This window comes from Streptomyces sp. NPDC001781, from assembly GCF_053596035.1.
Genome location: NZ_JBSFFI010000012.1, coordinates 32,685 through 56,802, shown reverse-complemented (window position 1 = coordinate 56,802; position 24,118 = coordinate 32,685). Strand labels below are relative to the sequence as shown.

Below are 24,118 nucleotides of genomic sequence, written 5' to 3'. Positions count from 1 at the left end.
TTTTTGGTGGCGAGCTTCGCCGGGCAGTTCATTCGAACGAGTGGCCTCGGCGGCCGGCGCCGCTCAGCTCCTTCACCAACCGCGCCGTCACCGGCACGGCCACCCCGTGCCGCTCCGCCGCGCGCAGCAACGCCCCTCCGATCGCGTCGAGTTCAAGGGCCCGGCCCGCCTCCGCGTCCCGCTGCATCGAGGACCTCGCGGCCGCCGGGAACAGGTCGTAGCGGGCGAGGGAGCCGACCGGGTCGGTCGGGGCGCCGCAGGCGCGGCCGACCTCCGCCGTCTCGGCGACCAGGGCCTCCAGCTGAGAGCGGTACCGCGTACGGGCCTCGCCGATCGGCACCCCGTACCGCGTCGTGAGCAGGGCGAACGGGGCCAGGAACGCCATCTTGGCCCAGAGGGCCGCCGTCTCGTCGTCCACCACGCGCGCCGTCGCGCCGGCCGCCGTGAGGGCCGAGGCCAGGGCGTCGAGGCGGGGCCGTACCGCCGCCGCGCCCGCGAGGTCGACCTCGGCGAAGGGGCTGCCGTGTTCGATCACCACGCCCTCCCCGTCCCCGGCCTGGACGCGGGTGGACTCCACCCGGATCGTCGCGGGGGCGACCAGCCCGGGCGCGTACCGCCTGCGCAGCGAGGCGGGGTGTTCGAGGCCGTTCAGCAGCGGCACCACCAGGGCGTCACCGAGCACGGCGGGCGGCACGCGGGTGAGGGCCGCGTCCAGCGTGGTGTGCTTGACGGTGATCAGGCAGGCGCCGACCGGCTCGCGCAGCTCGGTGTCCGCCTCCACGGCCGCGTGGAAGTCCCCGAACCGCCCGCTGTGCACCTGGATGCCGTTCCGGCGCAGCGCCTGAACCGTGCCGTCCCGCGCCAGGCAGATCACCCGGTGCCCGGACCGGGACAGCAGGGCGGCGAGCAGTCCGCCGACGCCGCCGGGGCCGAGTACCGCCACCGTGGGGGCGTTCGTCATGGACGTGTCCTCTCCAGCGGTCGGCCCCGACATCCGGTGGCCGCCTGCCGCAGATCATCGTCCACCCGGGGCCCCGGCGGAGGAGACTTGGGACATGTGCCGAAGCATCAAGACGTTGCGGCCGCCCGTGTTGCCCGGTGAGGCCACCGAGGACGACATCCGCGCCGCCGCGCTGCAGTACGTACGCAAGGTCTCGGGCTTCCGTGCCCCCGCCGCCCACAACCGGGAGGCGTTCGACCGCGCCGTGGACGCCGTCACGCGGGCCACGGCGGAACTGCTGGGCAGCCTGGAGGTGCGGGGGCGGCCTGCGAGAGAGGAGCCGGCCGGCGGGTGAACGCGGAAAACGGCCCCCCGGACACTCCCGGAGGGCCGTCGCAAGCCTTTGGCCCGCTCGTTCTCACTGTGGGCGCGGACGGTTTCGAACCGCCGACATCCTGCTTGTAAGGCAGGCGCTCTACCCCTGAGCTACGCACCCCTGGCCCGGGCACGGAGCCGGGACGAGTGGACAGCCTACCTTGCCTCGGGCGGTGCCCCGCAAACCCTGCAGGAGGGGCGGGCGGGAGTGAACTGACCGGGCCGTGTCTTCGTCCTGAGCGGGTGGGACAATGAACACCACCCAGGGCCAACCGCAGCACGGGAGAGGGATGTGACGGCGACACCGGGCACGTCAGCAGCGCAGACCCACCCGCACCCGCCGTCCCCCGTGCGCGACGTCCTCGCCCTGCTGGGCCTGCCCGTGCTGGCCGCGCTCACGCTGGCCGCCGCGTTCACCGGCGGTGGTACCCGGCGCTGGTTCGGCGGCCGGGCCGAGAGCCAGCGGGCCGGGGCGCAGGCGGCGAAGGACGCCGCGGCGGCCGCGTTCTACGAGCTGGACACCGCCCAGCGCGACCTGCGCATCTCCATCGAGACCATCTCCGCCGTCGACGACTCCCCCGCGGCCCGCCGCGCCGTGGCCGGCTTCGAGGCGCTCGGCCGGCGCATAGACGAGGCGAGCCAGAGGTACATCCAGGCCGTCGACGCCCAGGACCTCGACCGCGACGACCTCGACGCGGCCACCGCCGACCGGGCCCGCACCGAGCTGACCGCGGCCAAGGACGAGCTGGTCCGGGTCAAGGGTGAGCTGGACCGTTTCTCCAGTTCCCTCGGCCCCCTCCTCGACAGCGCCGAGACCAGGCTCGCCCGGCTCGCGCCCGCCGTGGAGCGCGCCCGGCAGGCCTTGCTCGGCGCTAGCAACGCCCTGGACGCCGTGCGCGGGAAGCGGCTGAGCGCCGACGATCTGGCCGCCCGCCTCGCCGCCCTCTCCCCCGAGCTGACCCGGCTGAACCAGGGCGCCGGACAGCACGGTGTCGCGGCCACGCTGGAGCGGGCCGAGCGGGTGCAGCGGGAGGCCGGGGCGATCCGGGCCGAGGCCGAGCGGCTGCCGGAGCGCGCCGCCGAGATCGACCGCCGCCTGGTCAGCCTCGGCACCCGCGCCCAGGCCCTGACCACCCGCAGCGGCCAGATCGAGCCGGTGCTGAGCGAACTGCGGCGCCGGTTCGCGGCCGCCTGCTGGCAGGACCTCCAGCACGTGCCCGAGCAGGCCGCCGAGAACGTCCGCCAGGCCGAGCGCAAACTGTCCGAGGCCCGTGCCGCGCGGGAGGCCCAGCGCTGGCCGGACGCCACCTCCCTGCTCTCGACCGTACGGGCCCTGCTGAACACGACGGACGAGGCCGTGTCGGCCGCCGGAGACCGGCTGATCCGGCTGAACGCCGTGCAGAAGGACCCCCGGCAGGAGATCGAGCGGACCCGGTTCGCGCTCCGGGACGCCCAGCGGCTCGCCATGACCGGCCGTACGGCGCCCGACCCCCGGCACGCCCGTCCGCTGGACGAGGCGGTGGACCGGCTGGACCGCGCGGTCGCCGCGCTGGACAGCGGCCGGCACCCCGACTACTGGCACTTCCTCACCGAGACCGAGGCGGTACGCGACACGGTCGCCCGGGTGGTCGCCCGGATCCGGGAGGAGCGCGGCGGCCCCGCGCGGTGAGCCCGGCCGGCGGCGTCCCTGTTGCCGGTGCGCGGGGTGCTGGTGAGTATGGAGGGGTACGGGACGGCCTCCGCACGCGCCCCCAAGGAGGCGACATGGCCGCACACGCAGTGCACTCACGCGACAAGCAGTCCACCCGGCACCGCACCGTGTTCGACGAGCACCTGCCCGTCGACCACAAGCTGAACCTGGTCTACCGGATAGGCGCGGGCCTGATCGGGCTGTTCCTGCTGATCTTCGGCATCCTCGGCCTGATCGGCCACATCGGCGCCTTCAACGTCGGCAGCGACACGGTCGCGGGCCTGAACACCAACGGCGCGCTGAGCGTGCTCTCCATCTGCGTCGGTCTGGTCCTGCTGACGGGGATGGTGGTCGGCGGCAACTTCGCCTCGACGCTGAACATGACCTTCGGTGTGCTGTTCATCCTGAGCGGCTTCCTCAACCTGGGTCTGCTGGACACCACGCACAACTTCCTGGCGTTCAGGATCCAGAACGTGTTCTTCACCTTCATCGTCGGCCTGCTGCTGATGACCTTCGGCATGTACGGCCGCGTCGGCTCGTCCCTCCCGCACGACAACCCCTACTGGCGATCCCGGCACCCCGATGCCGTGCGGCAGGAGCCGGCCCTCACCGCGCCGGACAAGCGTGCCGTCACCGGGCCGGACACGAAGCCCGAGTGACTCCCCCGCCCGCGGGGTCCGGCCGCTAACCTGAGCACATGCCTCGCTACGAGTACCGCTGCCGGACCTGCGGCGACACCTTCGAACTCAGCCGCCCCATGGCGGAGTCCGCCGCACCCGCCACCTGCCCCGAGGGCCACGACGACACGGTGAAGCTGCTGTCGGCGGTGGCCGTGGGCGGCTCCGTCGCCGCCCCGGCCCCCTCGGGCGGTGGCGGCGGTGGCTGCTGCGGGGGCGGCTGCTGCGGCTGAGCGTTCTGCTCCTCACGCCTCGTCAAAGACCCTGAGCAGGCGCTCGTACGCCGGCTTCGGCCGCAGGGCCGCGTCCCACGGCAGGGAATCGGCCGTGCGCGGAGGATAGATCGTGGTGTCGGCGGTGGAACCGTACCGGTCGGTGAATCCCCATGTGGAGAACGACGTGCAGTTCGGCTCCTCCAGGCAGACCCGCAGCTTGCCCGCCATCTCGTCAGCCTGGGTCTGCCGTCCGTCCTCCTCGTCCTCCCCTATGGGGACGTCCATCTCCGACACCCGCGCCTGAACCCCGAGCTCCGCCAGATCCCGCACATGGCTGCGGAAGGTCTCCGGGTCGACGCGGTCGCCGGGTGCGTACTCATGGTTCTGGAAACCCACGCCGTCGATCGGTACGCCGCGTTCCCTGAGCCGCTTGACCAGATCGTGAAGGGCGTCCCACCGCTCGCCTTCCTCCTCGACCCCGTACTCGTTGAGGAACAGCCGTGCCTTCGGATCGGCCCGGTGGGCGGCCCTGAACGCCTCGTCGATGTACTTCTCGCCCATGGCCTCGAACCACGGGCTCTGCTCGGAGCGCAGACCGAGATCCCCGTTGGTGTAGCTCTTCTCGTCGTCGGACATGGGCTCGTTGACCACATCCCATTCCGCGACTTCTCCCTTGAAGTGCCCAGCGACCACGGCGATGTGCCGGAGCATGGTCCGGCACACCTCCGCGGGGTCGTCGTCCTCCCGCATCCAGCGGGGCAGAGCCTCGTGCCAGACGAGGGTGTGCGCGTGCACCTTCATGTCGTTCGCGCGGGCGAAGCGTACGAGCAGGTCCGCGTCGCGGAAGTCGTAAACGCCCCGGCGCGGGTGGAGGAACTGCGGCTTGAACGCGTTCTCCGGAGTGAGCACGGAGAACTGGCTCCCCGCGAGCGCCCGGTAGCGTGAGTCGGTGAGCAGCGGGTTCTCGGCCAGGGCGGCGCCGACGTCGAACGGCCGGCCCACGTCTGCGGCCCGCGCACGCAGCGAGTCGTCGGACTGCTCCTGACGTAGCTGCGGCGCCTTGATCACTCGGAGCGGGTCACCGCTCTCCGCCCGCGCGACCAGCCGCGTCAGACGCCATCCCTCGCGGCGCTCGTCCTCACCCGGGTCCGCCTCCAGACCGAACCAGACAGTGCCCTCGGCGAACACCCCCGGGTCCTGCACGGTTCCCAGCCGCCGCCCGTCGGCTTCTACGCGAAATGTGTCCCCGATGCTCGACACGGCGAGCGTCACCGTTCCGGAGCAGCCGCAGTCGAAATCCTCGGAGATGGCCGGCTCATCGCCCTCGCCGTCCCATATCTGCACCTTCACTTGTCCGTCGGCGGTCACGCCGACGCGGAGTGAGGGCCGCTCCTGCCGCCACTCGTCGTAGATGACCGGTACCCGTCCGTACAGCCGCAGCCATGAGTCGCCGTCATCGTCACCCACACCGGACATGCGCGCGGTGACGGTGAAGTCGCCGTCGGACCTCAGATGCGGGCCGGCCAGGTTCAGCGGGGGGTTGGGCCGGCCGCCGGAGGAGTCCTGCTCCACGATGCGCCGATCCAATGCGCTGACCCGCAGGACGCCGTTCCGCGCGGTGATGCCGGGCATCTGCGTCCAGTCGTGGTTCCGCAGCAGGTCTTCGTCGTTTCCGCCGCCCGCGCCTTCGCCCTGCCCCGTACACCCGGCCGCCACCGCCATGACGAGCACCGCGGCGGTCAGCCGCTGCCACGTCCCCCCGCCAAGGTGCACGGTGCCTCCCACTCTCCTGTTCCGGACCGGATCAACGTCTCGAAGCCGGGCCACAGTTCATCACGCACAGGTACGGCGGCCTCGTGCGGCACGTCCCAGTTCGTGTGGCGGAGCGGGCCAGGATCGTTGCGGCCTGCGCGGAAGGCGCGTCGAACACGCCCGTGCCGGTGAACTTCAGGGTCTCCACGGAGACGGTACGCACGTGCGCTCACTGTTCGCCGGCCAACGGATGGCGGAACCGGCGGACGAGCGGCGACCGGGCCGCCACAGGTCAGCACCGGTACTCAGCGAGGCTGAGCGTACGGAGTCGACGCGCTGGTCGTGACAGGCGATGACGACCGGGCCGGGATCGGCGCCGGGGCTGTCGGGGCCGACGCAGGTGATGCACTGCCCGCGCCGCGCGCCGCCCGGAGGAACTCACGGGTGATCCGCTCCCCGGCCAGCACTCCCCGCTCGGCCACCGCACCGACCGTGGGCGCGGCCCAGTCGCTGTCGGCCAGCTCGCCGTGGCCGGGCCGCCAGCCGCGGTCGGCGGCCAGCAGCAGATCGGCGTCCAGGTGCGAGTCCCCGGCCGCGAGCGTCAGCTCCGCCCCGGTGCGCCGGGCCACCTCGCGCACCGCCGCGCCCTTGGTGAGCGGCTGCGGGACGGCGTAGATCTTGCGGCCCTGGAGCGACACCGTCCAGCCCCGTTCCCCGGCCCACCCGGCGAGCTCGCCCACCCAGTCGCCGGGCAGCAGCTCCCGCTCGACCACCAGGTAGGCGAACAGGTCCTCGGCCACCCGCTGCTTGCGCAGCCAGACCGGGTCGGAGGCCCGGCGCAGATGGTCGGTGATCTCGGCAAGCGGCGCGCACTCGTCGGCCAGCCGGCGCAGCACCGACGCGTGCCAGTCCCGGTCGGTGGCGCCGTCGACCAGGAGGTGGCCGCCGTTGGCGCAGATCGCGTACCGGGCGGGCGGCCCGGGCAGGTTGATCCGCCCGTACTGGGTGCGGGTGCGGGTGGTCGTCGGCACGAACACCGCGGCGTCCGCCAGCTCGGTCAGCAGGGAGGCCGCCGTCTCCGTCATGAAGGACAGCGGACTCGCCTCGTGCACCTCCACGCAGAGCAGCCGGGGTGCCCGCGCGTCCGGCATGGTGAGCGCGAGGGCGCCCGCCGAGTAGATCAGCGTGCGGTCGAGATCGCTGGCCACCAGTACCGTCATCGGACGCTCACCGCCCGGCCGTCGGCGCCGGTGGCTCCGCGCGTGTACCGGGGGTGGATCAGGCCGACGCAGGTGTACGGCAGGTCGTCGACCTCCTCGACCGGCACCCCGCGCTGTTCGGCGAGCAGCCGGACGTGGTCGAGGTCGGCGCCCGCTCCCGCCTTGGCGAGGATCTTCCAGGGCACCCGGCGCAGCAGCACCCGAGTGGTCTCGCCGACACCGGGCTTGACCAGGTTCACGTCGCGGATGCCGTACTCCTCGCTGATCCGCTCCACGGCCCGCCAGCCCTCCCAGGTCGGCGTGCGGTCCTCGGCGATCAGCTCCTTGACTGCCGCGTCCACCTCGTCGCGGACCTCGGTGAAGCGGGCGGAGACGGCGTCGAGGAAGTCCACCGAGACGTCGGCGTCGGCGAGTTCACGGTAGAACTTCGCGCCGTGGAAGTCGTCCCGGCCGACCAGGTCGGCACGGAGCACGGTGCGCGATATCAGCCCGGAGACCGTGGAGTTGAGACAGGCGGAGGGTATGAGGAAGTCGTCGCGGGTGCCGTAGGTGCGCACGCAGGAGCCGGGGTCGGCGAGGACGGCGATCTCCGGATCGAAGCCGGTGACGCCCTCGGCGCGCTCGAACTCCGCAACGGCGGTCGCGAGTTCACGGGTGATGGCGCCCTTGCCGGTCCAGCCGTCCACGAAGACGACGTCGCGCGGGTCGTGGTGCGCGGCCAGCCAGCGCAGGGCATTGGCGTCGATGCCCCGGCCCCGGACGATCGAGACGGCGTAGTGCGGGAGTTCGGACCCGTACCGCTGCTCGGCCCAGCGGCGCATGAGCACGCCGACCGGTGTTCCGGCGCGGGCGAGCGAGACCAGGACCGGGGTGCCGCCGCGCTCGGTGAGCACGGTCTCGGTGACCACGCCCACGGCACGGGCGATCCGGTCGGCCGAGGTCTCCAGGGCGGCGTGGAACAGGGCCTGGTAGCGCTCGCTGGGCTGGTACTCGACCGGCAGCGACTCCGCGTAGTGCGCGCCGCCGTTCTGCACGGCCTCCTCGCGCTCCTCGGTCGGCGCCTCCAGGCTGACCGCGGAGAGGTCCTGGAGCAGCCAGCCGACCTCGTCGGGCGCGTACGAGGAGAAGGCGGGGCCGCGGAGGGGTTCGGGCAGCATGGCCGGCCTTTCGGGGAGAGGGGGTTCGTGGGCGGGCACGACCGCGAGCAGGACGTGCGGGGCGTGCTCGGCCAGCCGGGCGAGCAGGCCGTCCGGGGCGTGCAGGGCGGGGGTGTCGGCGACGGAGTCCACCACGGCGACCACGGTGTCGAAACCCGCGCCCGCGACGTTGTACGCGTACCGCTCGCCGGGGCCGTCCGCCGGGTCGTCGTGGGCGGGGAAGGCCAGCCGGGTGCGTATCGCGTAGCCGGGGTCGTCCACGGCGAGGACGGGTGAGCGGGTGGTGGTGGAGTAGCGCACCTCGGCCGGAACGGTCCGCTCCAGCTCGGCGGCGAGCCGCAGCGGGGCGTACATCAGCTCCTCGAAGCCCAGCACCAGCACCCGGCGGGAGCCCTCGGGCAGCGCGTCGGCGATCCGGGCGGCCATGCCGGGCAGCGCGGCCTCCAGCCGGGCGCGGTGGGCCGGGGTGAAGCCGTGCCGTCCGCCGTCCGGCAGCCCGGCGGGCCAGTCCAGCGCGACCCGGCTCACCCTGCCGTCCGGCACCGGGCCGGGCGCGGCCTCGGCCCGCTCGTGCTCCGCGACCAGCGCCTGGCCCTTCTCCAGCACGCCCTCGGGCAGCCGTACGGTCCCCGAGGCGGCCGCCACCAGGTCGACGCGGGCTCCGATCTCGGCGGCGAACCGGTCCAGCCGGGCGGCGTCCTCGGCGGAGCGCATGTCGACCAGGGCGACGACCACGTACCGGCGCCGGGGGTGGCGGGCGTGCAGCTCGCGGATGGTGTTCAGGACGGTGTTGCCGGTGGAGAACTCGTCGTCCACCAGCACCAGCGGGCCGTCCCCGGCCAGCAGCGCCGGGTCCCCGGGGAGCAGCAGGTGGGAGGTGGCGTGGGAGTGGGACTCCTCGAAACCGCCGGCCGGGGTGACCCCGGCGACCGGGCGGCGGGTGGAGTGCAGGTACGGGGCGAGGGCGAGCCCGTCCGCGACCGAGTGGCCGAGGCCGGTGGCGGTCTCCGCGTACCCGAGGACGACCGCGCGGGCCGCCTCCGCGTCCCCGAGCAGGGCGCGGACCCGGTGGCCGAGGCGGACCCCGTGGCCGTGGACCGCGGCGGGCGACTGCGGGACGTGCTTGCCGAGCACGTTCGAGACCAGCAGATGGGCCCGCTTGGGGTTGCGGCGCAATGCCATCCCCAGCAGGTCGGTCAGGTGCTCGTCGCCCTCCAGCTCGACACCGAGTCGCCGTGCGACCCAGGTGCCGGACCAGACGCCGTCGTTCACTGCGTTCTTCATGCGTTCCTTGCGGCTCGGAGAGGTGAGATCAGGCTGTGTGCCGGGAGAGGCTTCCGGGCGGGGAGGGCTCAGCCGGTGAAGCCGGCGGTGAGCAGGTCCACGAAGCCGACGTCCTCGTTGGCCACCCCGAAGACCTCCGCGCGCAGCAGGGTCCGCTCGGCCCAGGCGCGGTGCGGCTTCACCTCGTTCATCTTGTTCGTGTACGCGGACCTGAGGACTCCGCCGCCGTCGCTGTCCGGCCGGAGGATGTCCACCGCGTCGCTGAACTCCTCGTGGCTGACGACGGAGAGCGCGTGCACGGGAAGCACGTGGGAGGGGTGGATGCAGGTCTTGCCGAGCAGACCGTTGGCCTGGTCCAGGGAGATCTCCCGCAGCAGGCCGTCCATGGCGTGTTCGATCAGCTTCTCGCGCAGTCCCACGGCGCGCACCTCCAGGAAGGGGCTGGTGCGCAGCTGCGGCTTGAAGACCCGCTCGGGGACCCGGAAGTACTCCCACACCGGCCCGGTCACGGTGAACCCGCTGCCGTCGGCCCGGCCCAGCATGTTGACCACGTCGCCGATGACGGAGGCGACGATCTGGACGTCGTACGCGGTCATGTCGGGGGCGCGGCGCAGACCGTAGGAGGAGCAGAAGTCGGTGACGCCCAGGCGCAGCGCCAGGACCCGGTCGCGGTACTTGCCGACCGCGCGGGCGATGCCCTCCAGGGTCTCCACGCGGGACTCGCGGTACAGCAGCTCGGGCGACTCCAGCACCGGCATGGCGAAGAGCCGACGTCCGCAGGCGGTCTCGGCCGCGCTCAGCGCCTCCAGGAAGGGGACTCCGCGCTCCTCGGTGAACTTGGGCAGCACGAAACCGGACAGCAGCCGGACGCCGGGGCCGAGGCGCCGCACGAGGTCGGGGATCTGGTCGGGCGTGCGCACCCGGACGAACAGCAGCGGCGGCTCGGTGCCGGTCCGGGCGCCGAGCGCGTCCAGCTCGGCGAACTGCCGGACCAGGTTCTCCTCACCGGCGGCCACGTCCTCGTCCGCGATGGAGTCCTCCAGGCACAGCACCATCGAGACGACTCCGCCGGCGGTCTGCTTGACGATGTCGGCGGCGAGCCGGGGCCGGGTCGCCGGGCTGTAGAGGGTGGCCCCGAGGGCCGCCGAGAGCAGCCTGGCCGGGGAGTCGGCGGTGAAGGCGCGCGGCTCCTGGTGGAAGAGACGCTCCCGCGCTTCGGGGGCGATGTGCCCGAAATGACGCATAGGACTCCCTCATGGCGCGCCGAGTCTGTGATTTCCGCAAAGGGTGGCCGGTAATAGTACGTAGAGACGCGTGTCCGGGGTTCCCGGCCGGCGTGAACTTCCGGTTACCCGCCCGTGTCGGGCGGAACACCCCCCGCATTGTCGTGGCCAGGACCGAGAAGGCAGGATGACCGCATGACGCACGCGATGCTGAAGGGGTCGAACGTCCCGCTGGACGCCGCCGCGGTACGGGCGGTGCTGCGCTGGACACCGGGGCAGGACGTCCCCGAGGTCGACGCCTCCGCGCTGCTGCTGGGCCCGGACGGCCGGGTGCGCTCGGACGAGGACTTCGTCTTCTACAACCAGCCCCGCCACCCTTCCGGCGCGGTGCGGGGGCTCGGCCGCAAACCGGTCCCCGGGGGCCTGACCGACTCGGTCCGGGTGGACCTGGCCGGGGTCGAGTCCGAGGTCGGCCGCATCCTGCTGGTGGCCTCCGCCGACGACGTCCCCTTCGACCGGGTCCCGGCACTGTGCGTGCTGGTGTACGACGCCTCGGTGAGCGACGCCGAGCCGCTGGCCCGGTTCGAGGTGAAACCGGAGACCGGCGCGGAGACGGCGCTGATCTGCGGCGAGCTGTACCGGCGCGGGGACGGCTGGAAGTTCCGCGCGCTGGGCGAGGGCTACTCCAACGGCCTGGAGGGACTCGCCACCGACTTCGGTATCTCGGTGGACGAGTCGGAGGCGCCGGACGAGGAGCCCGGCCGCCCCGAGTCCCGGTCGGTGCCGCTCCCCCCGGAGCAGCCCGCGCCGCTGCCGCCGCTGCCCGCCCAGCCGCCGGCCTACGGCTATCCGCAGCCCGTCTCCGCCCCGCAGCCCGCCTACGGCTACCCGCAGCCCGCCTCCGCGAGCCAGGCGACCTACGGCTACCCCCAGTCCGTCCAGACGCAGGCGCCGCCGGCCTACGGCTACCCCCAGTCCCAGCCGGCGCCCGCCGCGGCCCCGCTGGACCCGGACTTCCGGCTGCCGCCGCAGGGGCCGCAGTTCCTCGGACGCTGAGGGCCGTCCCGCAATCCTCAGCGGGCGCGCGGCGACAGCCACGGCGCCTCGCGGCGCTGTCGGGTCGTCCGGATACGCCCAGTACGCGGACGGCCCTCCGCCCTGCGATGCACCGCATCCGACGCCGCGCCCTGATCCGCCGGGGATCACGGGACAGCCCTCGGCGCTCAGCTCACCGCTCCGCCTTTGACTTGTAGCCCCGGCCCCAGGTCAGGCCCCAGCCGTAGAGCCGGTCCAGTTCGCCCTGGAAGCCGTAGACGAACTTCACCTCGCGGCGCACGACGAGTTCGCCCTTCACGTTCTCCATCAGCACCACCGCGCACGAGCGGGCCTGCGGATGGCGTTCGTCGAGGCTGATCTCGATGCGAGGGCCGTTGCTCGGGTAGAGGGTGACCACGGCGTGGGTGCGGTCGAAGGCCGGTGTCTGGTCGTAGATGTACACGAAGACCAGCAGGCGTTTGATGGCGTCCCGGTGGTCCAGGTTGACGTACATCGTCTCGCCCGAGGCGGAGCCGAACCGGTCGTCGCCGCTGAGCTTGACGTACGGCGGGGCGTTGACGTCCCCCAGGTAGCCCCCGAGGGGCTGGACGACGCCCTTGGTGCCGTCGGCGAGTTCGTAGAGGCAGCCGAGGTCCAGGTCGACGTTGACCATGCTCTGGCCGTGGCCCGTCACTTCCGGTGGTTTCAGTGCCTTGAAGGGATGCCGGAAGAGGCTGTCGCGCTGGGGGCCGCCGAAGTCGGAGGTGCGCATCCGCCAGGTCAGGTTGACCCGGAGGTTGCCGGTGGCCGCGCCCTGTCTGGTCAGGGACACCTGCTGGTGCCGTTTGGTCAGTTCGATCGCGTTGGACCCGGAGCTGCCCGAGTCGAAGTCGGCGGTGCGGCCGCCCAGCAGTCCGTCGAGAAATCCCATGTCCGCCCCCCTGGAAAAGTCGTCGGGGCGGCCGACCCGAGTCGGCCGCCCCATTCGAAGCGTTCCTCACCGAGCGGGATGCCACACCCCGCCGCGTCCCCGATCCTGCCCCGGGGAGATCCCCCAGGGGGTTGTCAGACCCCGGAGGTGATCTCCGTCTTCTCGCTCGACCCGGCGTCTCCCCCGGCCGCCGCGAGGGCTCGGTTGCGGCGGACCGAGGACCAGAAGGACCAGGCGATCAGGACGACGCCGACCAGTCCCGTGACGACCTCGTTGATCTCGTACTGGATGGTGACCATGAGGATCACGGCCAGGGCGCCGATCGCGTAGTGGGCGCCGTGCTCCAGGTAGACGTAGTCGTCGAGGGTGCCCTGGCGGACCAGGTAGACGGTCAGCGAACGGACGTACATCGCGCCGATGCCGAGGCCCAGCGCCATCAGGACGATGTCGTTGGTGATGGCGAAGGCGCCGATCACACCGTCGAAGGAGAAGGACGCGTCCAGGACCTCCAGGTAGAGGAACATGAAGAACGCGGCCTGGCCGGCCAGCTTCACCGCCGAGCGCGGCTTGCCGGAGCGGGCGGCCTCCTCCTCGGCCTCGTGCTCGGCCTCCTCCTCCGCCTCCAGCTTGTCCTCGAAGTACCCGGAGAGGCCGCCGACGACCATGTACGTGATCAGACCCGCGATGCCGGCGATCAGGACCGTCTGGGCCTTGTCGACGTGGGCGCCGCCGTGCTGATGGGCGTGGGTGGCGAAGGTGAAGGAGGTGATCAGCAGGACGATCATGGCGATGCAGACCGACAGCATGTCGACCTTGCCGAGCTTGGCCAGCGGCCGCTCGATCCAGCGCAGCCACTGGATGTCGCGGTCCTCGAAGATGAAGTCGAGGAAGATCATCAGAAGGAACATGCCACCGAACGCGGCGATGGCCGGGTGGGCGTCGGTGACGAGCTCCTGATACCGGTCCTTGTTGTTCAGCGCGAGATTGACGGCCTCGATCGGACCCATCTTGGCGCTGACGGCGACGATGACGACGGGGAAGACCAGCCGCATGCCGAAGACCGCGATGAGCACGCCGACGGTGAGGAAGATCTTCTGCCAGAAGGCATTCATCTTCTTCAGGATTCCGGCGTTGACCACCGCGTTGTCGAAGGACAGCGAGATCTCGAGGACGGAGAGGATCGCCACGATGCCGAAGCCCTGCCACCCCCCGTAGAAGACCGCCGCGACCAGGCCGATCGCGGTGATCACGAAAGACCAGCCGAAGGTTTTCAGAAGCACTGGCTACCCCATCATCTTCTGGGGGCCCCTCCCAGACCGCTGTCTGGGGGAGGTCTCCCCCCGCCGCCGTACCCGGCTTTACGAAACGTTGACTCCGAAGTCTAGAGCGATGCCCCGAAGTCCGGACGCGTACCCCTGTCCGACCGCGCGGAACTTCCACTCGCCCTGGTACCGGTAGAGCTCGCCGAAGATCATGGCCGTTTCCGTGGAGGCGTCCTCGCTGAGGTCGTAGCGTGCGAGTTCCTGGTCGTCGGACCGGTTGACCACCCGGATGAAAGCGTTGGCGACCTGTCCGAAGGACTGGTTTCGCTCGTCCGCCATATGGATCGAGACCGGGAAAATGATCTTCTCGCACTGCGGCGGAACCTTGGAAAGGTCCACCAGAATCGATTCGTCGTCGCCCTCGCCCTCACCGGTGAGGTTGTCACCGGTGTGCTCGACCGAGCCCTCGGGGCTGGTGAGCTGGTTGTAGAAGACGAAGTACTCGTCACCGAGCACCCGGTTCCCGGCGCCGCACAGCAGGGCGCTGGCGTCCAGGTCGAAGGGGGCGCCGGTGGTGGAGCGGGCGTCCCAGCCGAGTCCGATCGTGACGTTCGTGAGATTCGGCGCGGCCTTGGAGAGGGAGACATTGCCTCCCTTGGCGAGCGTGACACCCATGCTGATCCTCCCCTGTGGTGTTCTTGGTTCTCCTGCGCCACCGGCGCCGTCCGCAAACGCGGAACGGCGCCGGAGGAGGTGCGAGGCGTACGGCGTCAGACGTTGACGCCGAAGTCCTGGGCGATGCCGCGCAGACCCGAGGCGTACCCCTGGCCGATGGCGCGGAACTTCCACTCCGGCCCGTTGCGGTACAGCTCGCCGAAGACCATGGCGGTCTCGGTGGAGGCGTCCTCGCTGAGGTCGTAGCGCGCGAGTTCCTGGCCGCCGGCCTGGTTGACGACGCGGATGAAGGCGTTGCGGACCTGGCCGAAGGACTGCTGGCGGTTCTCGGCCTCGTAGATCGAGACCGGGAAGACGATCTTCTCCACGTCGGCCGGGACGGCGGCGAGGTCGACCTTGATCTGCTCGTCGTCGCCCTCGCCCTCACCGGTGAGGTTGTCGCCGGTGTGCTCGACCGAGCCGTCGGGGCTCTTGAGGTTGTTGAAGAAGACGAAGTTCTGGTCGCTGCCGACCTTGCCGGCGTTGTTCAGCAGCAGTGCGCTGGCATCGAGGTCGAAGTCGGTGCCGGTCGTGGTGCGCACGTCCCAGCCGAGACCGACGATGACGGCGGTCAGGCCGGGAGCCTCCTTGGTCAGCGAGACGTTGCCACCCTTGCTGAGGCTGACTCCCACGGGTCCTCCATGTGGTGTCCAGGGGCCGACAGCCCCGTAGTGCATCGGATACGGGATCAACGAGCCGATCCTAGTGACGGGTTCCCGCGGAGCGGGGGGCCGTTCACAGGGTGTCGAGCGCCTTGACGTACTCGGTCAGGTCACGGGCGTCGGGCAGGCCGTTGACGACGGTCCAGCGCACGGTGCCCGTCTTGTCCAGGATGAAGGTGCCGCGCACGGCGCACCCCTTGTCCTCGTCGAAGACGCCGTAGGCGCGGCTGACGTCGCCGTGCGGCCAGAAGTCGCTGAGCAGCGGGTACTCCAGGCCCTCCTGCTCGCCGAAGACGCGCAGGGTGTGCATGGAGTCGTTGGAGACGGCGAGCAACTGGGTCTCGCGGTCGGTGAACTGCGGAAGGTTGTCACGCAGTTCGCACAGCTCACCGGTGCAGACGCCGGTGAAGGCGAAGGGGTAGAAGAGCAGCACCACGTTCTTCTCGCCCCGGAAATCGGAGAGCCGCACGGTGCGGCCGTGGTTGTCCTTCAGTTCGAAGTCGGGTGCCTCGTCGCCGACCTGGAGCGCCATCGTCCTGCATCCCTTCGCTGAGCCGTACGGGTGAGCGGGTCACCCACCCGGTCCCACCCTACGCAGCGATCACGCCGGGACCGCCGGGCGGACCGGGGAGTCCCGGTCCGCCCGGCGCGGCGATGATGACGCGTTCTCTCTAACGCTTGCCGGACTTGGCGGCCTTCGGCGTCGCCAGACGCGAGCCGCTCCAGTCCTTGCCGACGCTGACGCTCTTCGAAGCGGTCAGCCCTGCGGTGGTTGCGGCCTCCGAGATGTCGCTCGGCTCCACGTACCCCGTACGGCCGGTCTTCGGCGTCAGAAGCAGGATGGCGCCGCCCTCTTCGATGTACGTGGTGGCATCCACGAGCACATCGGTGAGGTCTCCGTCGTCATCACGGAACCACAGCACAACGGCGTCGGCCACGTCGTCGTATTCCTCGTCCATCAGGTCGCCTTCGACGGCTTCCTCGATGGCCTCGCGGAGCTCCTGATCGACGTCCTCGTCGTAGCCGATCTCCTGGACCACCTGTCCGGGCTGGAACCCCAGCCTGGCGGCAGGGTTCGTCCGCTCCTCCGCGTGGTCCGCGGTCGCGCTCACGGGTTGCCTCCTGATCATGTCTTGGTGAATATCTGAGCCACGCGCGTGCGCGAAGCATTGGCCGTAGTCCACACGGGCGGGACGGATCGCGCAAGTACCCGGCCCTCCAGACCGCCGAAACGGTGACGTTCCGGGCCGCTTCGCCGCCACTCCTGGCACCGTATCCCGTTTCCCCGGGAACCACATCACACCGGTGTGCCCCATATGTGCACTTCGGAATCATCCGTCGTTACGCCCATCGGACAACTTTGCCATGCCCGTCACACCCCGGGCGTATCGTTGCGGTTTGACCGGGCGGCGATCCGGGTGGCCGACCGGGTGGCGAGCGGGAGGCGCGGGGGAACGGGCGCAGCCAGTGGATGACGTACCACGTTCCCCAGGTACACGATGGGGAACGTGGTAGGCAGGTCCCTCCGACAGGTAAGGAACAGCGTGGCTTCCGGTTCCGATCGCAATCCGATCATCATTGGCGGCCTTCCGAGTCAGGTTCCTGACTTCGATCCCGAGGAAACGCAGGAGTGGCTCGACTCCCTCGACGCCGCCGTCGACGAGCGTGGCCGGGAGCGGGCCAGGTATCTCATGCTGCGGCTGATCGAACGGGCGCGCGAGCGGCGCGTGGCCGTGCCCGAGATGCGCAGCACGGACTACGTCAACACGATCCCCACCAAGAGCGAGCCGTTCTTCCCCGGCAACGAGGAGATCGAGCGCCGCATCCTCAACGCCACCCGCTGGAACGCGGCCGTGATGGTCTCGCGGGCCCAGCGGCCCGGCATCGGCGTGGGCGGCCACATCGCCACCTTCGCGTCCTCCGCGTCCCTGTACGACGTGGGCTTCAACCACTTCTTCCGGGGCAAGGACGGCGGTGACGGCGGCGACCAGGTCTTCTTCCAGGGCCACGCCTCGCCGGGCATCTACGCCCGCGCGTACCTGCTGGACCGGCTCTCGGAGAAACAGCTCGACGGGTTCCGTCAGGAGCACTCGAAGTTCCCCGACGGGCTGTCCAGCTACCCCCACCCGCGCTCGATGCCGGACTTCTGGGAGTTCCCGACCGTCTCCATGGGCCTCGGCCCCCTCGGCGCGATCTACCAGGCCCGGATGAACCGGTACATGGAGGCTCGCGGCATCGCCGACACCTCCGGCTCGCACGTGTGGGCGTTCCTCGGCGACGGCGAGATGGACGAGCCGGAGTCGCTGGGCCAGCTCTCCATCGCCGCCCGCGAGGGGCTGGACAACCTGACCTTCGTGGTCAACTGCAACCTCCAGCGCCTCGACGGCCCGGTGCGCGGCAACGGCAAGATCATCCAGGAGCTGGAGTCGCAGTTCCGGGGCGCCGGCTGGAACGTGATCAAGCTGGTGTGGGACCGGAGCTGGGACCCGCTGCTGGCCCAGGACCGGGACGGCGTGCTGGTCAACCGGATGAACACCACCCCGGACGGCCAGTTCCAGACGTACGCCACCGAGTCCGGCGCCTACATCCGGGACCACTTCTTCGGCGACGACCACCGGCTGCGCGCCATGGTCGAGAACATGACCGACGACCAGATCCTGCACCTGGGCCGCGGCGGCCACGACCACCGCAAGATCTACGCGGCGTTCAAGGCGGCCAAGGAGCACAGGGGCCAGCCGACGGTGATCCTGGCCAAGACGGTCAAGGGCTGGACGCTGGGCCCCAACTTCGAGGGCCGCAACGCCACCCACCAGATGAAGAAGCTGACGGTCGACGACCTCAAGGGCTTCCGCGACCGGCTGCACCTGCCGATCTCCGACAAGGAGCTGGAGTCGGGCGCCCCGCCGTACTACCACCCGGGCCGGAACTCGGAGGAGATGCAGTACATGCACGACCGGCGCAAGTCGCTCGGGGGCTACGTGCCCACGCGCGTCGTGCGCTCCGAGCCGCTCGCACTCCCCGACGACAAGGCCTACGCGAGTGTGAAGAAGGGGTCGGGTCAGCAGTCCATCGCCACCACCATGGCGTTCGTGCGACTGCTGAAGGACCTCATGCGGGACAAGGAGATCGGCAAGCGGTTCGTGCTGATCGCACCGGACGAGTACCGCACCTTCGGCATGGACTCGTTCTTCCCGAGCGCGAAGATCTACAACCCGCTCGGCCAGCAGTACGAGTCGGTGGACCGCGAGCTGCTGCTCGCCTACAAGGAGTCCCCGACCGGCCAGATGCTGCACGACGGCATCTCCGAGGCGGGCTGCACGGCCTCCCTGATCGCGGCCGGCTCGGCCTACGCCACGCACGGCGAACCGCTGATCCCGGTCTACGTCTTCTACTCGATGTTCGGGTTCCAGCGCACCGGCGACCAGTTCTGGCAGATGGCCGACCAGCTCTCGCGCGGCTTCGTCCTGGGGGCGACCGCCGGGCGTACGACCCTGACCGGTGAGGGCCTCCAGCACGCGGACGGCCACTCCCAGCTCCTCGCCTCCACGAACCCGGCCTGCGTGGCCTACGACCCGGCGTACGGGTACGAGATCGCGCACATCGTCCAAGACGGGCTGCGGCGGATGTACGGCGGGGACGGCGAACACCCGCACGGCGAGGACGTCTTCTACTACCTCACCGTCTACAACGAGCCCATCCGGCACCCGGCCGAGCCGGCCGGCGTGGACGTCGAGGGCATCCTCAAGGGCATCCACCGGCTCAAGGAGGGCAACGGCGGCTCGGTCCCGGCGCAGATCATGGCGTCCGGCGTGGCGGTGCCGTGGGCGCTGGAGGCGCAGCAGATCCTCGCCGACGAGTGGGACGTGCGGGCGGACGTCTGGTCGGCGACCTCCTGGAGCGAGCTGCGCCGGGAGGCGGTGGCCTGCGAGGAGCACAACATGCTGCATCCCGAGGAGGAGCAGCGGGTGCCGTTCATGACGCGGAAGCTCGGTGACGCCGAGGGGCCGTTCGTCGCGGTGTCCGACTGGATGCGGTCGGTGCCGGACCAGATCGCGCGCTGGGTGCCGGGGCCCTACCAGTCGCTCGGGGCGGACGGGTTCGGCTTCGCGGACACGCGCGGGGCGGCTCGGCGGTTCTTCCACATCGACGCGCAGTCGATCGTGGTGGGAGTGCTGACGGAGCTGGCCAAGGAGGGGAAGGTCGACCGGTCGGTGCTGAAGCAGGCCATCGACCGCTACCAGCTGCTGGACGTGAAGGCCGCCGCGCCGGGAACCGCCGGCGGAGACGCGTAAGCGACCGGGAAGGGCCGGGCAGCCGTGCTGCCCTGCCCGGCCCTTCCCGGATGCGTCAGATGTGGCCCACCGCGGCGCCTGCCTCGGCGTTGACGCCTCGGCGGGTCATCAGGGCCACCAGGATCGCCAGCGCCGCCACGCCCGCCGCCACCAGCGACGCGAGGCTCATGCCGGAGATGAAGGTGTCGTGGGCGACGCCGGTGACCTTGGCGACGATCGCCGGGGGCATCTGCTTCGTCACCGGGGCGACTCCCACCTGGACGGCCTGGGACGCCTGGTCGAGCTGGGTGGGGGTCAGCGGGGGAAGGCCCGCGCCGGTCCAGTTGCCCGCCAGGTCGTTGTCGACCTTGGAGGCCATGACGGCGCCGAGCACGGCGGTGCCGAGGCTGCCGCCGATCTGCATGGCCGCCTGCTGGAGACCGCCCGCCACACCGGAGAGGGCCATCGGGGCGTTGCCGACGATGACCTCGGTGGCGCCCACCATGACCGGGGCGAGACCGAGACCGAGCAGTGCGAACCAGATCGACATGGTCGCGCTGCCGGTGTCCGCCTCCAGGGTGGACATGCCGTACATGGCGACCGCGGTGAGCGTCATGCCGCCCGCGAGCGGGAGGCGCGGGCCCAGCTTGGTGATGGCGAAGCCCGCCAGCGGGGAGCCGACGATCATCATGCCGGTGAGCGGGAGCAGGTGCAGACCTGCGTCGACCGGGCTGAGCCCGTGCACGTTCTGCAGGTAGAAGGTCACGAAGAACAGGCCGCCCATGAAGGCGATGGCCATCATGACCATCAGCACCACACCCGCCGACAGCGGGACCGAGCGGAACAGGGTGAGCGGGATCAGCGGTTCCGCGACCCGCGTCTCCCACCAGGCGAAGACCACGAAGAGCAGCACCGAGGCGCCGATGAAGCCCCAGGTGCGGCCGTCGCCCCAGCCCCAGGCCGGAGCCTTGATCAGCGCCCAGACCAGGCAGAACATGGCACCGGACAGCAGCGCGATGCCGAGCAGGTCGAAGGAGCGCGGAGCGTTCTCCGCGCGGTGGTCGAGCAGGATCAGCGTGCCGAGCAGCAGGGCGAGCAGGCCGACGGGCACGTTGATGAAGAACACCGACTGCCAGTTGACGTGCTGGACCAGCACACCGCCCAGGATCGGGCCGCCGGCGGTGGAGGCGCCGATGACCATGCCCCAGATGCCGATCGCCATGTTGAGCTTCTCGGCCGGGAAGGTGGCCCGCAGCAGGCCGAGCGCGGCCGGCATCAGCAGCGCGCCGAACAGGCCCTGCAGGACCCTGAAGGTGACGACCATCGGGATGCTGTCGGACAGCCCGATGGCGCCGGAGGCCAGCGCGAAACCGGTCACGCCGATGAGGAAGGTCTGCCGGTGCCCGAAGCGGTCGCCGAGCTTGCCCGCGGTGATCAGGGCCACGGCGAGGGCGAGGAAGTAGGCATTGGTGATCCACTGCACGTCGGAGAAGCTCGCGTGCAGGTCCTTGGCGATGGCCGGGTTGGCGATGGCCACGATGGTGCCGTCCAGGGCCACCATCATGACGCCCACGGCGACGGTGATCAGGGTGAACCAGGGGTGCCCGCGCAGTCCCGATGAGGGCCGCGGCGACGCATCGGCGGGTGCCCCGTCCCCCGATCCCGGCTTGTCGATGGTGGTCTGACTAGTCATGTAATGAGGCTAGTGACAGTCACTGACAGTTGACAAACGCATTCACAAGTCAGCGGCTGACATGTGACCGGCGTTCACCCGACCGCTTACTGTGATCTGGAAGGACGTAGAGGGAGAGGCCATGGAGACGCTGCGCGAGCGCAAGAAGCGGCGTACCCGCGAGGCTCTGGCGCGCGCCGCCCTCGAACTGTTCACCACCCGGGGCTACGAGCGGACGACGGTCGACGAGATCGCCGAGGCCGTCGACGTCTCGCAGCGGACCTTCTTCCGCTACTTCGCGGGCAAGGAGGACGCGGCCTTCGCGGTGCAGGAGATGACGGAGGCCCACTTCGTCGCGGCCGTCCGCGCCCGCCCGCCGCACGAGCCGCCGATGGAGGCGCTCAGGCAGGCCGTGCTGGAGGGCTGGGACGACATACGGGAGACCGTGGAGTCGGTCGTACCGGTCGAGCTGTACCTGCGGATGTACCGCACGATCGAGTCGACACCCGCGCTGCTCGCCGCGCATCTGCGCCGGTCGGCGGCGACCGAGCAGACCATCGCCGGGCTGCTCGCGGAGCGCGAGGGCGTCGACGTGGACGCCGACCCCCGGCCGCGGCTGGCGGTGGCGGTGTTCGCCGGGGTGATCCGGGTCACCGAACGGCAGTGGAGCACCGGGGACGATTTCAGCCTGGCCGCCATCCGGGGGCTCACGGCGGCGTACCTCGACCAGGTGGGCCCGGCGCTGACGGGGAACTGGCGCGCGGCCTGAAATCGTTGGCGGAGCGGACGAGATCGTTTGGAGAGATCGTTCCCGTCCCCCGCTCCGGCACACGAAACGTGATCCCCGCCACTCGTTTGACCCGAGACCCTTCCGTCCTCCTAGTGTGTCCTCCCAGTGACTTCCTTCGGCATCTCCCCCCAGCTCAGCGTTTGGCGCACCCTGCTCGCCCTGGCCGTCGTGCTCGTGATGCTCGCGACCACCGGCTGGACGGCGCAGCACACCCACCGTGAGTCGACCGCGCTGCGGTCCTCCCTGTCCGCGTGGGTGCGCGACAGCGTGCACGGCAAGCCCCTGCCGGATCCGGCCAAGACCGCCCCGGCGGGGCTGGCCCGCTTCTTCGGCTCGCTCACCCCCTACGACCGCCACGACCTGGCGACGCGCTACCCGCTGGCGGTGGGCAACATGAACGGTGCTCCCGTCACACTGCGCTACGAGGCCAACCGGGTGGCGCTGGAGCGGGAGCGGGACGTGGAAGCGCGCCGCGTGCACGACAACCGGCTCAGCACCGCCGGGCAGCAGGACGCGGCCCGCCGGATGCACCGGTACGAGGCGCTGCTGCGGCCCGAGCGGCACGTCCTCGCCTTCGACCCCGAGGGTTCGGGCCGGATCGCCGAGGTCTTCGGCGACCTGCGCCGGGCCGAACGGATCTCCGTGGTGGTGCCCGGTGTCGACACCGACCTGCTGACCTTCGAGAAGTCGTACCGCCCCTACAGCGCCCCGGTCGGCATGGCCAAGTCGCTGTACTCGGCCGAGCGGCAGGCCGCGCCCGAGGCCCGTACCGCCGTGATCGCCTGGGCCGACTACACCGCGCCCGCGGGGCTCGGAGTGGACGCGGCGACCGCGATGCGCGCGGTGGACGGTGCCGTACGGCTGAACGCGCTGCTGCGCGCGCTGCCCGGCCGGGCCGAGGTGTCGATGTTCTGCCACAGCTACGGCTCGGTGGTCTGCGGGGTCGCCGCGCCGGACATGCCCCGCCGGGTGAGCGACATCGCGGTGGCCGCGAGCCCCGGCATGCGGGCGGCCAGCGCGGCGCACCTGAACCGCACCGCGCGGGTGTGGGCGATGCGGGACGCCACCGACTGGGTGCAGGACGTGCCCTACCTGGAGGTCGGCGGACTCGGGCACGGCGCCGACCCGGTGTCCCGCGCCTTCGGCGCGCGGGTGCTGTCCTCGCGCGACGCGCAGGGTCACGCCGGTTACTTCCAGCCGGGCACCGACAGCCTGCGCAACCTCGCCGAGGTCGGCGTGGGGGCGTACGGCTCGGTGACGTGCGCCCGCGGGGACGACGCGTGCCGGGCCGGCGTGCCGGACGCGCCTGCCGCGGGACGCGCGTAGAAACAGCAGGAAGTGCGGTCCGCGCGGGTGGCGACGGAGGGACAAGTGCCGCATACGATGAGCCGCATGGGTGACGTGCTGGCGGGTTTTCATGCCGTCTGGGAGTTCGGGTCAGACTCCGTGCTCATCCGCTACGAACGGGGGATTCGCACACCGAAGCTCTTCCAGGCGCTCGGCGAACGGCGGGTGCCGCTCGCCGCGCTGGAGGGCGTGAGCCTGGCCGAGGGCAAGCGGGGCACGGTGGTGCTGCGGCTCCAGCCGCGGGCCGGAGCCGACCCCTTGCTGGAGGCCGCGGCCGGTCAGCTCCCCGAGGGCCTGGACCCGTACCGGCTGGTGATGCCCGCCGAGCGGGAGACGCTGGCCGAGTACTACGCCGACGAGCTGAGGGAGGCGCTGACCGCTTCCGGCCCCGCCGACCGGTACCTGATCGGCTCCCCCGGAGCACCGCTCCGTTTCAAGGCCTACGACGGGAAGGCGTCCTTCGACGGGACCTCGGTGCGTTTCCGCTGGTCGTGGACGGGGGCCTCGTCCGCGAAGTGGAAGGCGGGCGACCAGCGGTTCGCCGTCGCGGACCTCGGCGGGGTGGAGTGGCGCTCGCCCGAGGCGTTCGAGGGGTACCTCCGGCTGCTGCCGAAGGAACCGGCGGGCGCCGCGGAGGCGGTGCCGCCGGATCAGGACGCGGCGACCGTGGTCTTCGGGCTCGGCTACGGACCGGTGCACGAGTCCCTGCCGTTCGCGGCGGCGGTCCTCGCTGCGGTGCGGACGAGGGGCGCCGTGCCCGCGGTTCCGGCCGCCGCGACCCGGCGGGACCCGGCCGACATCGCCGAGCGCATCCGCCACCTGGGCGAGCTGCACCAGGCCGGTCTGGTGACGGACGAGGAGTTCTCGGCGAAGAAGGCCGAACTGCTGGCGGAGCTGTAGC

The 24,118-nt window shown here is 71.2% G+C and carries 20 protein-coding genes, 1 tRNA gene and 1 pseudogene; 9 read left to right on the top strand and 13 right to left on the bottom strand.

The features are described 5' to 3' along the window. Positions 1–28: 28 nt before the first annotated feature. Positions 29–961, bottom strand: a complete 933-nt coding sequence (locus ACWCV3_RS13885) for a ketopantoate reductase family protein (protein ID WP_451222771.1) — start codon at positions 959–961, stop codon at positions 29–31. A gap of 94 nt (positions 962–1,055) precedes the next feature. Between ACWCV3_RS13885 and ACWCV3_RS13880 the strand changes: the two genes are divergently transcribed. Continuing rightward, positions 1,056–1,295, top strand: a complete 240-nt coding sequence (locus ACWCV3_RS13880; protein WP_451222769.1) for a DUF2277 domain-containing protein — start codon at positions 1,056–1,058, stop codon at positions 1,293–1,295. A gap of 69 nt (positions 1,296–1,364) precedes the next feature. Here ACWCV3_RS13880 and ACWCV3_RS13875 read toward each other — a convergent pair. After that, positions 1,365–1,436: transfer RNA gene (locus ACWCV3_RS13875), tRNA-Val, on the bottom strand. A gap of 171 nt (positions 1,437–1,607) precedes the next feature. On the opposite strand from ACWCV3_RS13875, the gene ACWCV3_RS13870 reads away from it, so the two are divergent. From ACWCV3_RS13870 to ACWCV3_RS13860, 3 genes are all read left to right on the top strand, one after another. Next, positions 1,608–2,984: a hypothetical protein gene (locus tag ACWCV3_RS13870; protein ID WP_451222767.1), complete on the top strand. Its 1,377-nt coding sequence runs from the start codon at positions 1,608–1,610 to the stop codon at positions 2,982–2,984. A gap of 95 nt (positions 2,985–3,079) precedes the next feature. Further along, positions 3,080–3,664, top strand: a complete 585-nt coding sequence (locus tag ACWCV3_RS13865; protein WP_451222765.1) for a DUF4383 domain-containing protein — start codon at positions 3,080–3,082, stop codon at positions 3,662–3,664. A gap of 38 nt (positions 3,665–3,702) precedes the next feature. Beyond that, positions 3,703–3,915, top strand: coding sequence for an FmdB family zinc ribbon protein (locus ACWCV3_RS13860; RefSeq protein ID WP_451222763.1), 213 nt, complete (start codon positions 3,703–3,705; stop codon positions 3,913–3,915). Positions 3,916–3,927: 12 nt separating this feature from the next. Here ACWCV3_RS13860 and ACWCV3_RS13855 read toward each other — a convergent pair whose 3' ends face one another. The 4 genes from ACWCV3_RS13855 to ACWCV3_RS13840 all read right to left on the bottom strand — a co-directional run bounded on the left by ACWCV3_RS13855 (position 3,928) and on the right by ACWCV3_RS13840 (position 10,554). Beyond that, positions 3,928–5,670 (bottom strand): endo-1,4-beta-xylanase, encoded by a 1,743-nt coding sequence (locus tag ACWCV3_RS13855; RefSeq protein WP_451222761.1) that lies wholly within the window; start codon positions 5,668–5,670, stop codon positions 3,928–3,930. A gap of 284 nt (positions 5,671–5,954) precedes the next feature. Beyond that, positions 5,955–6,869 carry an HAD family hydrolase gene (locus ACWCV3_RS13850; RefSeq protein ID WP_451222759.1) on the bottom strand — a complete coding sequence of 305 codons (915 nt, stop codon included), beginning with the start codon at positions 6,867–6,869 and terminating at the stop codon, positions 5,955–5,957. Next, positions 6,866–9,310: a phosphoribosyltransferase gene (locus ACWCV3_RS13845; protein ID WP_451222757.1), complete on the bottom strand. Its 2,445-nt coding sequence runs from the start codon at positions 9,308–9,310 to the stop codon at positions 6,866–6,868. The genes ACWCV3_RS13850 and ACWCV3_RS13845 overlap by 4 nt, the downstream gene beginning before the upstream one ends. A gap of 68 nt (positions 9,311–9,378) precedes the next feature. Next, complete coding sequence (locus tag ACWCV3_RS13840) at positions 9,379–10,554, bottom strand: HpcH/HpaI aldolase/citrate lyase family protein (RefSeq protein ID WP_451222755.1); 1,176 nt, start codon at positions 10,552–10,554, stop codon at positions 9,379–9,381. A gap of 174 nt (positions 10,555–10,728) precedes the next feature. On the opposite strand from ACWCV3_RS13840, the gene ACWCV3_RS13835 reads away from it, so the two are divergent. Beyond that, a complete protein-coding gene (locus ACWCV3_RS13835) occupies positions 10,729–11,589 on the top strand; it encodes a TerD family protein (RefSeq protein ID WP_451222753.1) in 861 nt (286 codons plus the stop codon). Between the two features lie 172 nt (positions 11,590–11,761). On the opposite strand, the gene ACWCV3_RS13830 is transcribed toward ACWCV3_RS13835, so the two are convergent. The 6 genes from ACWCV3_RS13830 to ACWCV3_RS13805 form a co-directional block, all read right to left on the bottom strand. Next, entirely contained in the window at positions 11,762–12,499 is a 738-nt protein-coding gene (locus ACWCV3_RS13830) for a TerD family protein (RefSeq protein ID WP_451222751.1), read from the bottom strand. A gap of 134 nt (positions 12,500–12,633) precedes the next feature. Then, positions 12,634–13,779 (bottom strand): DUF475 domain-containing protein, encoded by a 1,146-nt coding sequence (locus tag ACWCV3_RS13825; RefSeq protein ID WP_451222749.1) that lies wholly within the window; start codon positions 13,777–13,779, stop codon positions 12,634–12,636. A gap of 78 nt (positions 13,780–13,857) precedes the next feature. Next, positions 13,858–14,436, bottom strand: coding sequence for a TerD family protein (locus ACWCV3_RS13820; RefSeq protein ID WP_451222747.1), 579 nt, complete (start codon positions 14,434–14,436; stop codon positions 13,858–13,860). A 95-nt stretch (positions 14,437–14,531) separates the two neighbouring features. After that, entirely contained in the window at positions 14,532–15,107 is a 576-nt protein-coding gene (locus ACWCV3_RS13815; RefSeq protein WP_086695838.1) for a TerD family protein, read from the bottom strand. Between the two features lie 103 nt (positions 15,108–15,210). Then, the gene (locus ACWCV3_RS13810) at positions 15,211–15,669 is read right to left on the bottom strand and encodes a peroxiredoxin (RefSeq protein WP_451222745.1); all 459 of its coding nucleotides are present in this window, start codon (positions 15,667–15,669) and stop codon (positions 15,211–15,213) included. Between the two features lie 139 nt (positions 15,670–15,808). Beyond that, positions 15,809–16,249: a DUF3052 domain-containing protein gene (locus tag ACWCV3_RS13805; protein WP_018545328.1), complete on the bottom strand. Its 441-nt coding sequence runs from the start codon at positions 16,247–16,249 to the stop codon at positions 15,809–15,811. A gap of 432 nt (positions 16,250–16,681) precedes the next feature. Between ACWCV3_RS13805 and aceE the strand changes: the two genes are divergently transcribed. Next, entirely contained in the window at positions 16,682–19,429 is a 2,748-nt protein-coding gene (aceE, locus tag ACWCV3_RS13800; protein WP_451222743.1) for a pyruvate dehydrogenase (acetyl-transferring), homodimeric type, read from the top strand. A gap of 33 nt (positions 19,430–19,462) precedes the next feature. Here aceE and ACWCV3_RS13795 read toward each other — a convergent pair. Further along, positions 19,463–21,101 (bottom strand): annotated as a pseudogene (locus tag ACWCV3_RS13795) (MFS transporter); the annotation flags it as partial. A gap of 121 nt (positions 21,102–21,222) precedes the next feature. On the opposite strand from ACWCV3_RS13795, the gene ACWCV3_RS13790 reads away from it, so the two are divergent. The 3 genes from ACWCV3_RS13790 (at position 21,223) to ACWCV3_RS13780 (ending at position 24,117) form a co-directional block, all read left to right on the top strand. Continuing rightward, positions 21,223–21,849, top strand: coding sequence for a TetR family transcriptional regulator (locus tag ACWCV3_RS13790; protein WP_451222742.1), 627 nt, complete (start codon positions 21,223–21,225; stop codon positions 21,847–21,849). Between the two features lie 126 nt (positions 21,850–21,975). Continuing rightward, positions 21,976–23,196: an alpha/beta hydrolase gene (locus tag ACWCV3_RS13785; RefSeq protein ID WP_451222740.1), complete on the top strand. Its 1,221-nt coding sequence runs from the start codon at positions 21,976–21,978 to the stop codon at positions 23,194–23,196. Between the two features lie 66 nt (positions 23,197–23,262). Continuing rightward, positions 23,263–24,117, top strand: coding sequence for a DUF4429 domain-containing protein (locus ACWCV3_RS13780; RefSeq protein ID WP_451222738.1), 855 nt, complete (start codon positions 23,263–23,265; stop codon positions 24,115–24,117). Position 24,118 lies beyond the last annotated feature (1 nt).

Bases quoted from the DNA above. Each gene is read 5' to 3' on its own strand.
- ACWCV3_RS13885 (WP_451222771.1), bottom strand. From the start codon at position 961: ATGACGAACGCCCCCACGGTGGCGGTACTCGGCCCCGGCGGCGTCGGC.
- ACWCV3_RS13880 (WP_451222769.1), top strand. From the start codon at position 1,056: ATGTGCCGAAGCATCAAGACGTTGCGGCCGCCCGTGTTGCCCGGTGAG.
- ACWCV3_RS13865 (WP_451222765.1), top strand. From the start codon at position 3,080: ATGGCCGCACACGCAGTGCACTCACGCGACAAGCAGTCCACCCGGCAC.
- ACWCV3_RS13860 (WP_451222763.1), top strand. From the start codon at position 3,703: ATGCCTCGCTACGAGTACCGCTGCCGGACCTGCGGCGACACCTTCGAA.
- ACWCV3_RS13850 (WP_451222759.1), bottom strand. From the start codon at position 6,869: ATGACGGTACTGGTGGCCAGCGATCTCGACCGCACGCTGATCTACTCG.
- ACWCV3_RS13845 (WP_451222757.1), bottom strand. From the start codon at position 9,310: ATGAAGAACGCAGTGAACGACGGCGTCTGGTCCGGCACCTGGGTCGCA.
- ACWCV3_RS13840 (WP_451222755.1), bottom strand. From the start codon at position 10,554: ATGCGTCATTTCGGGCACATCGCCCCCGAAGCGCGGGAGCGTCTCTTC.
- ACWCV3_RS13835 (WP_451222753.1), top strand. From the start codon at position 10,729: ATGACGCACGCGATGCTGAAGGGGTCGAACGTCCCGCTGGACGCCGCC.
- ACWCV3_RS13830 (WP_451222751.1), bottom strand. From the start codon at position 12,499: ATGGGATTTCTCGACGGACTGCTGGGCGGCCGCACCGCCGACTTCGAC.
- ACWCV3_RS13820 (WP_451222747.1), bottom strand. From the start codon at position 14,436: ATGGGTGTCACGCTCGCCAAGGGAGGCAATGTCTCCCTCTCCAAGGCC.
- ACWCV3_RS13810 (WP_451222745.1), bottom strand. From the start codon at position 15,669: ATGGCGCTCCAGGTCGGCGACGAGGCACCCGACTTCGAACTGAAGGAC.
- ACWCV3_RS13790 (WP_451222742.1), top strand. From the start codon at position 21,223: ATGGAGACGCTGCGCGAGCGCAAGAAGCGGCGTACCCGCGAGGCTCTG.
- ACWCV3_RS13780 (WP_451222738.1), top strand. From the start codon at position 23,263: ATGGGTGACGTGCTGGCGGGTTTTCATGCCGTCTGGGAGTTCGGGTCA.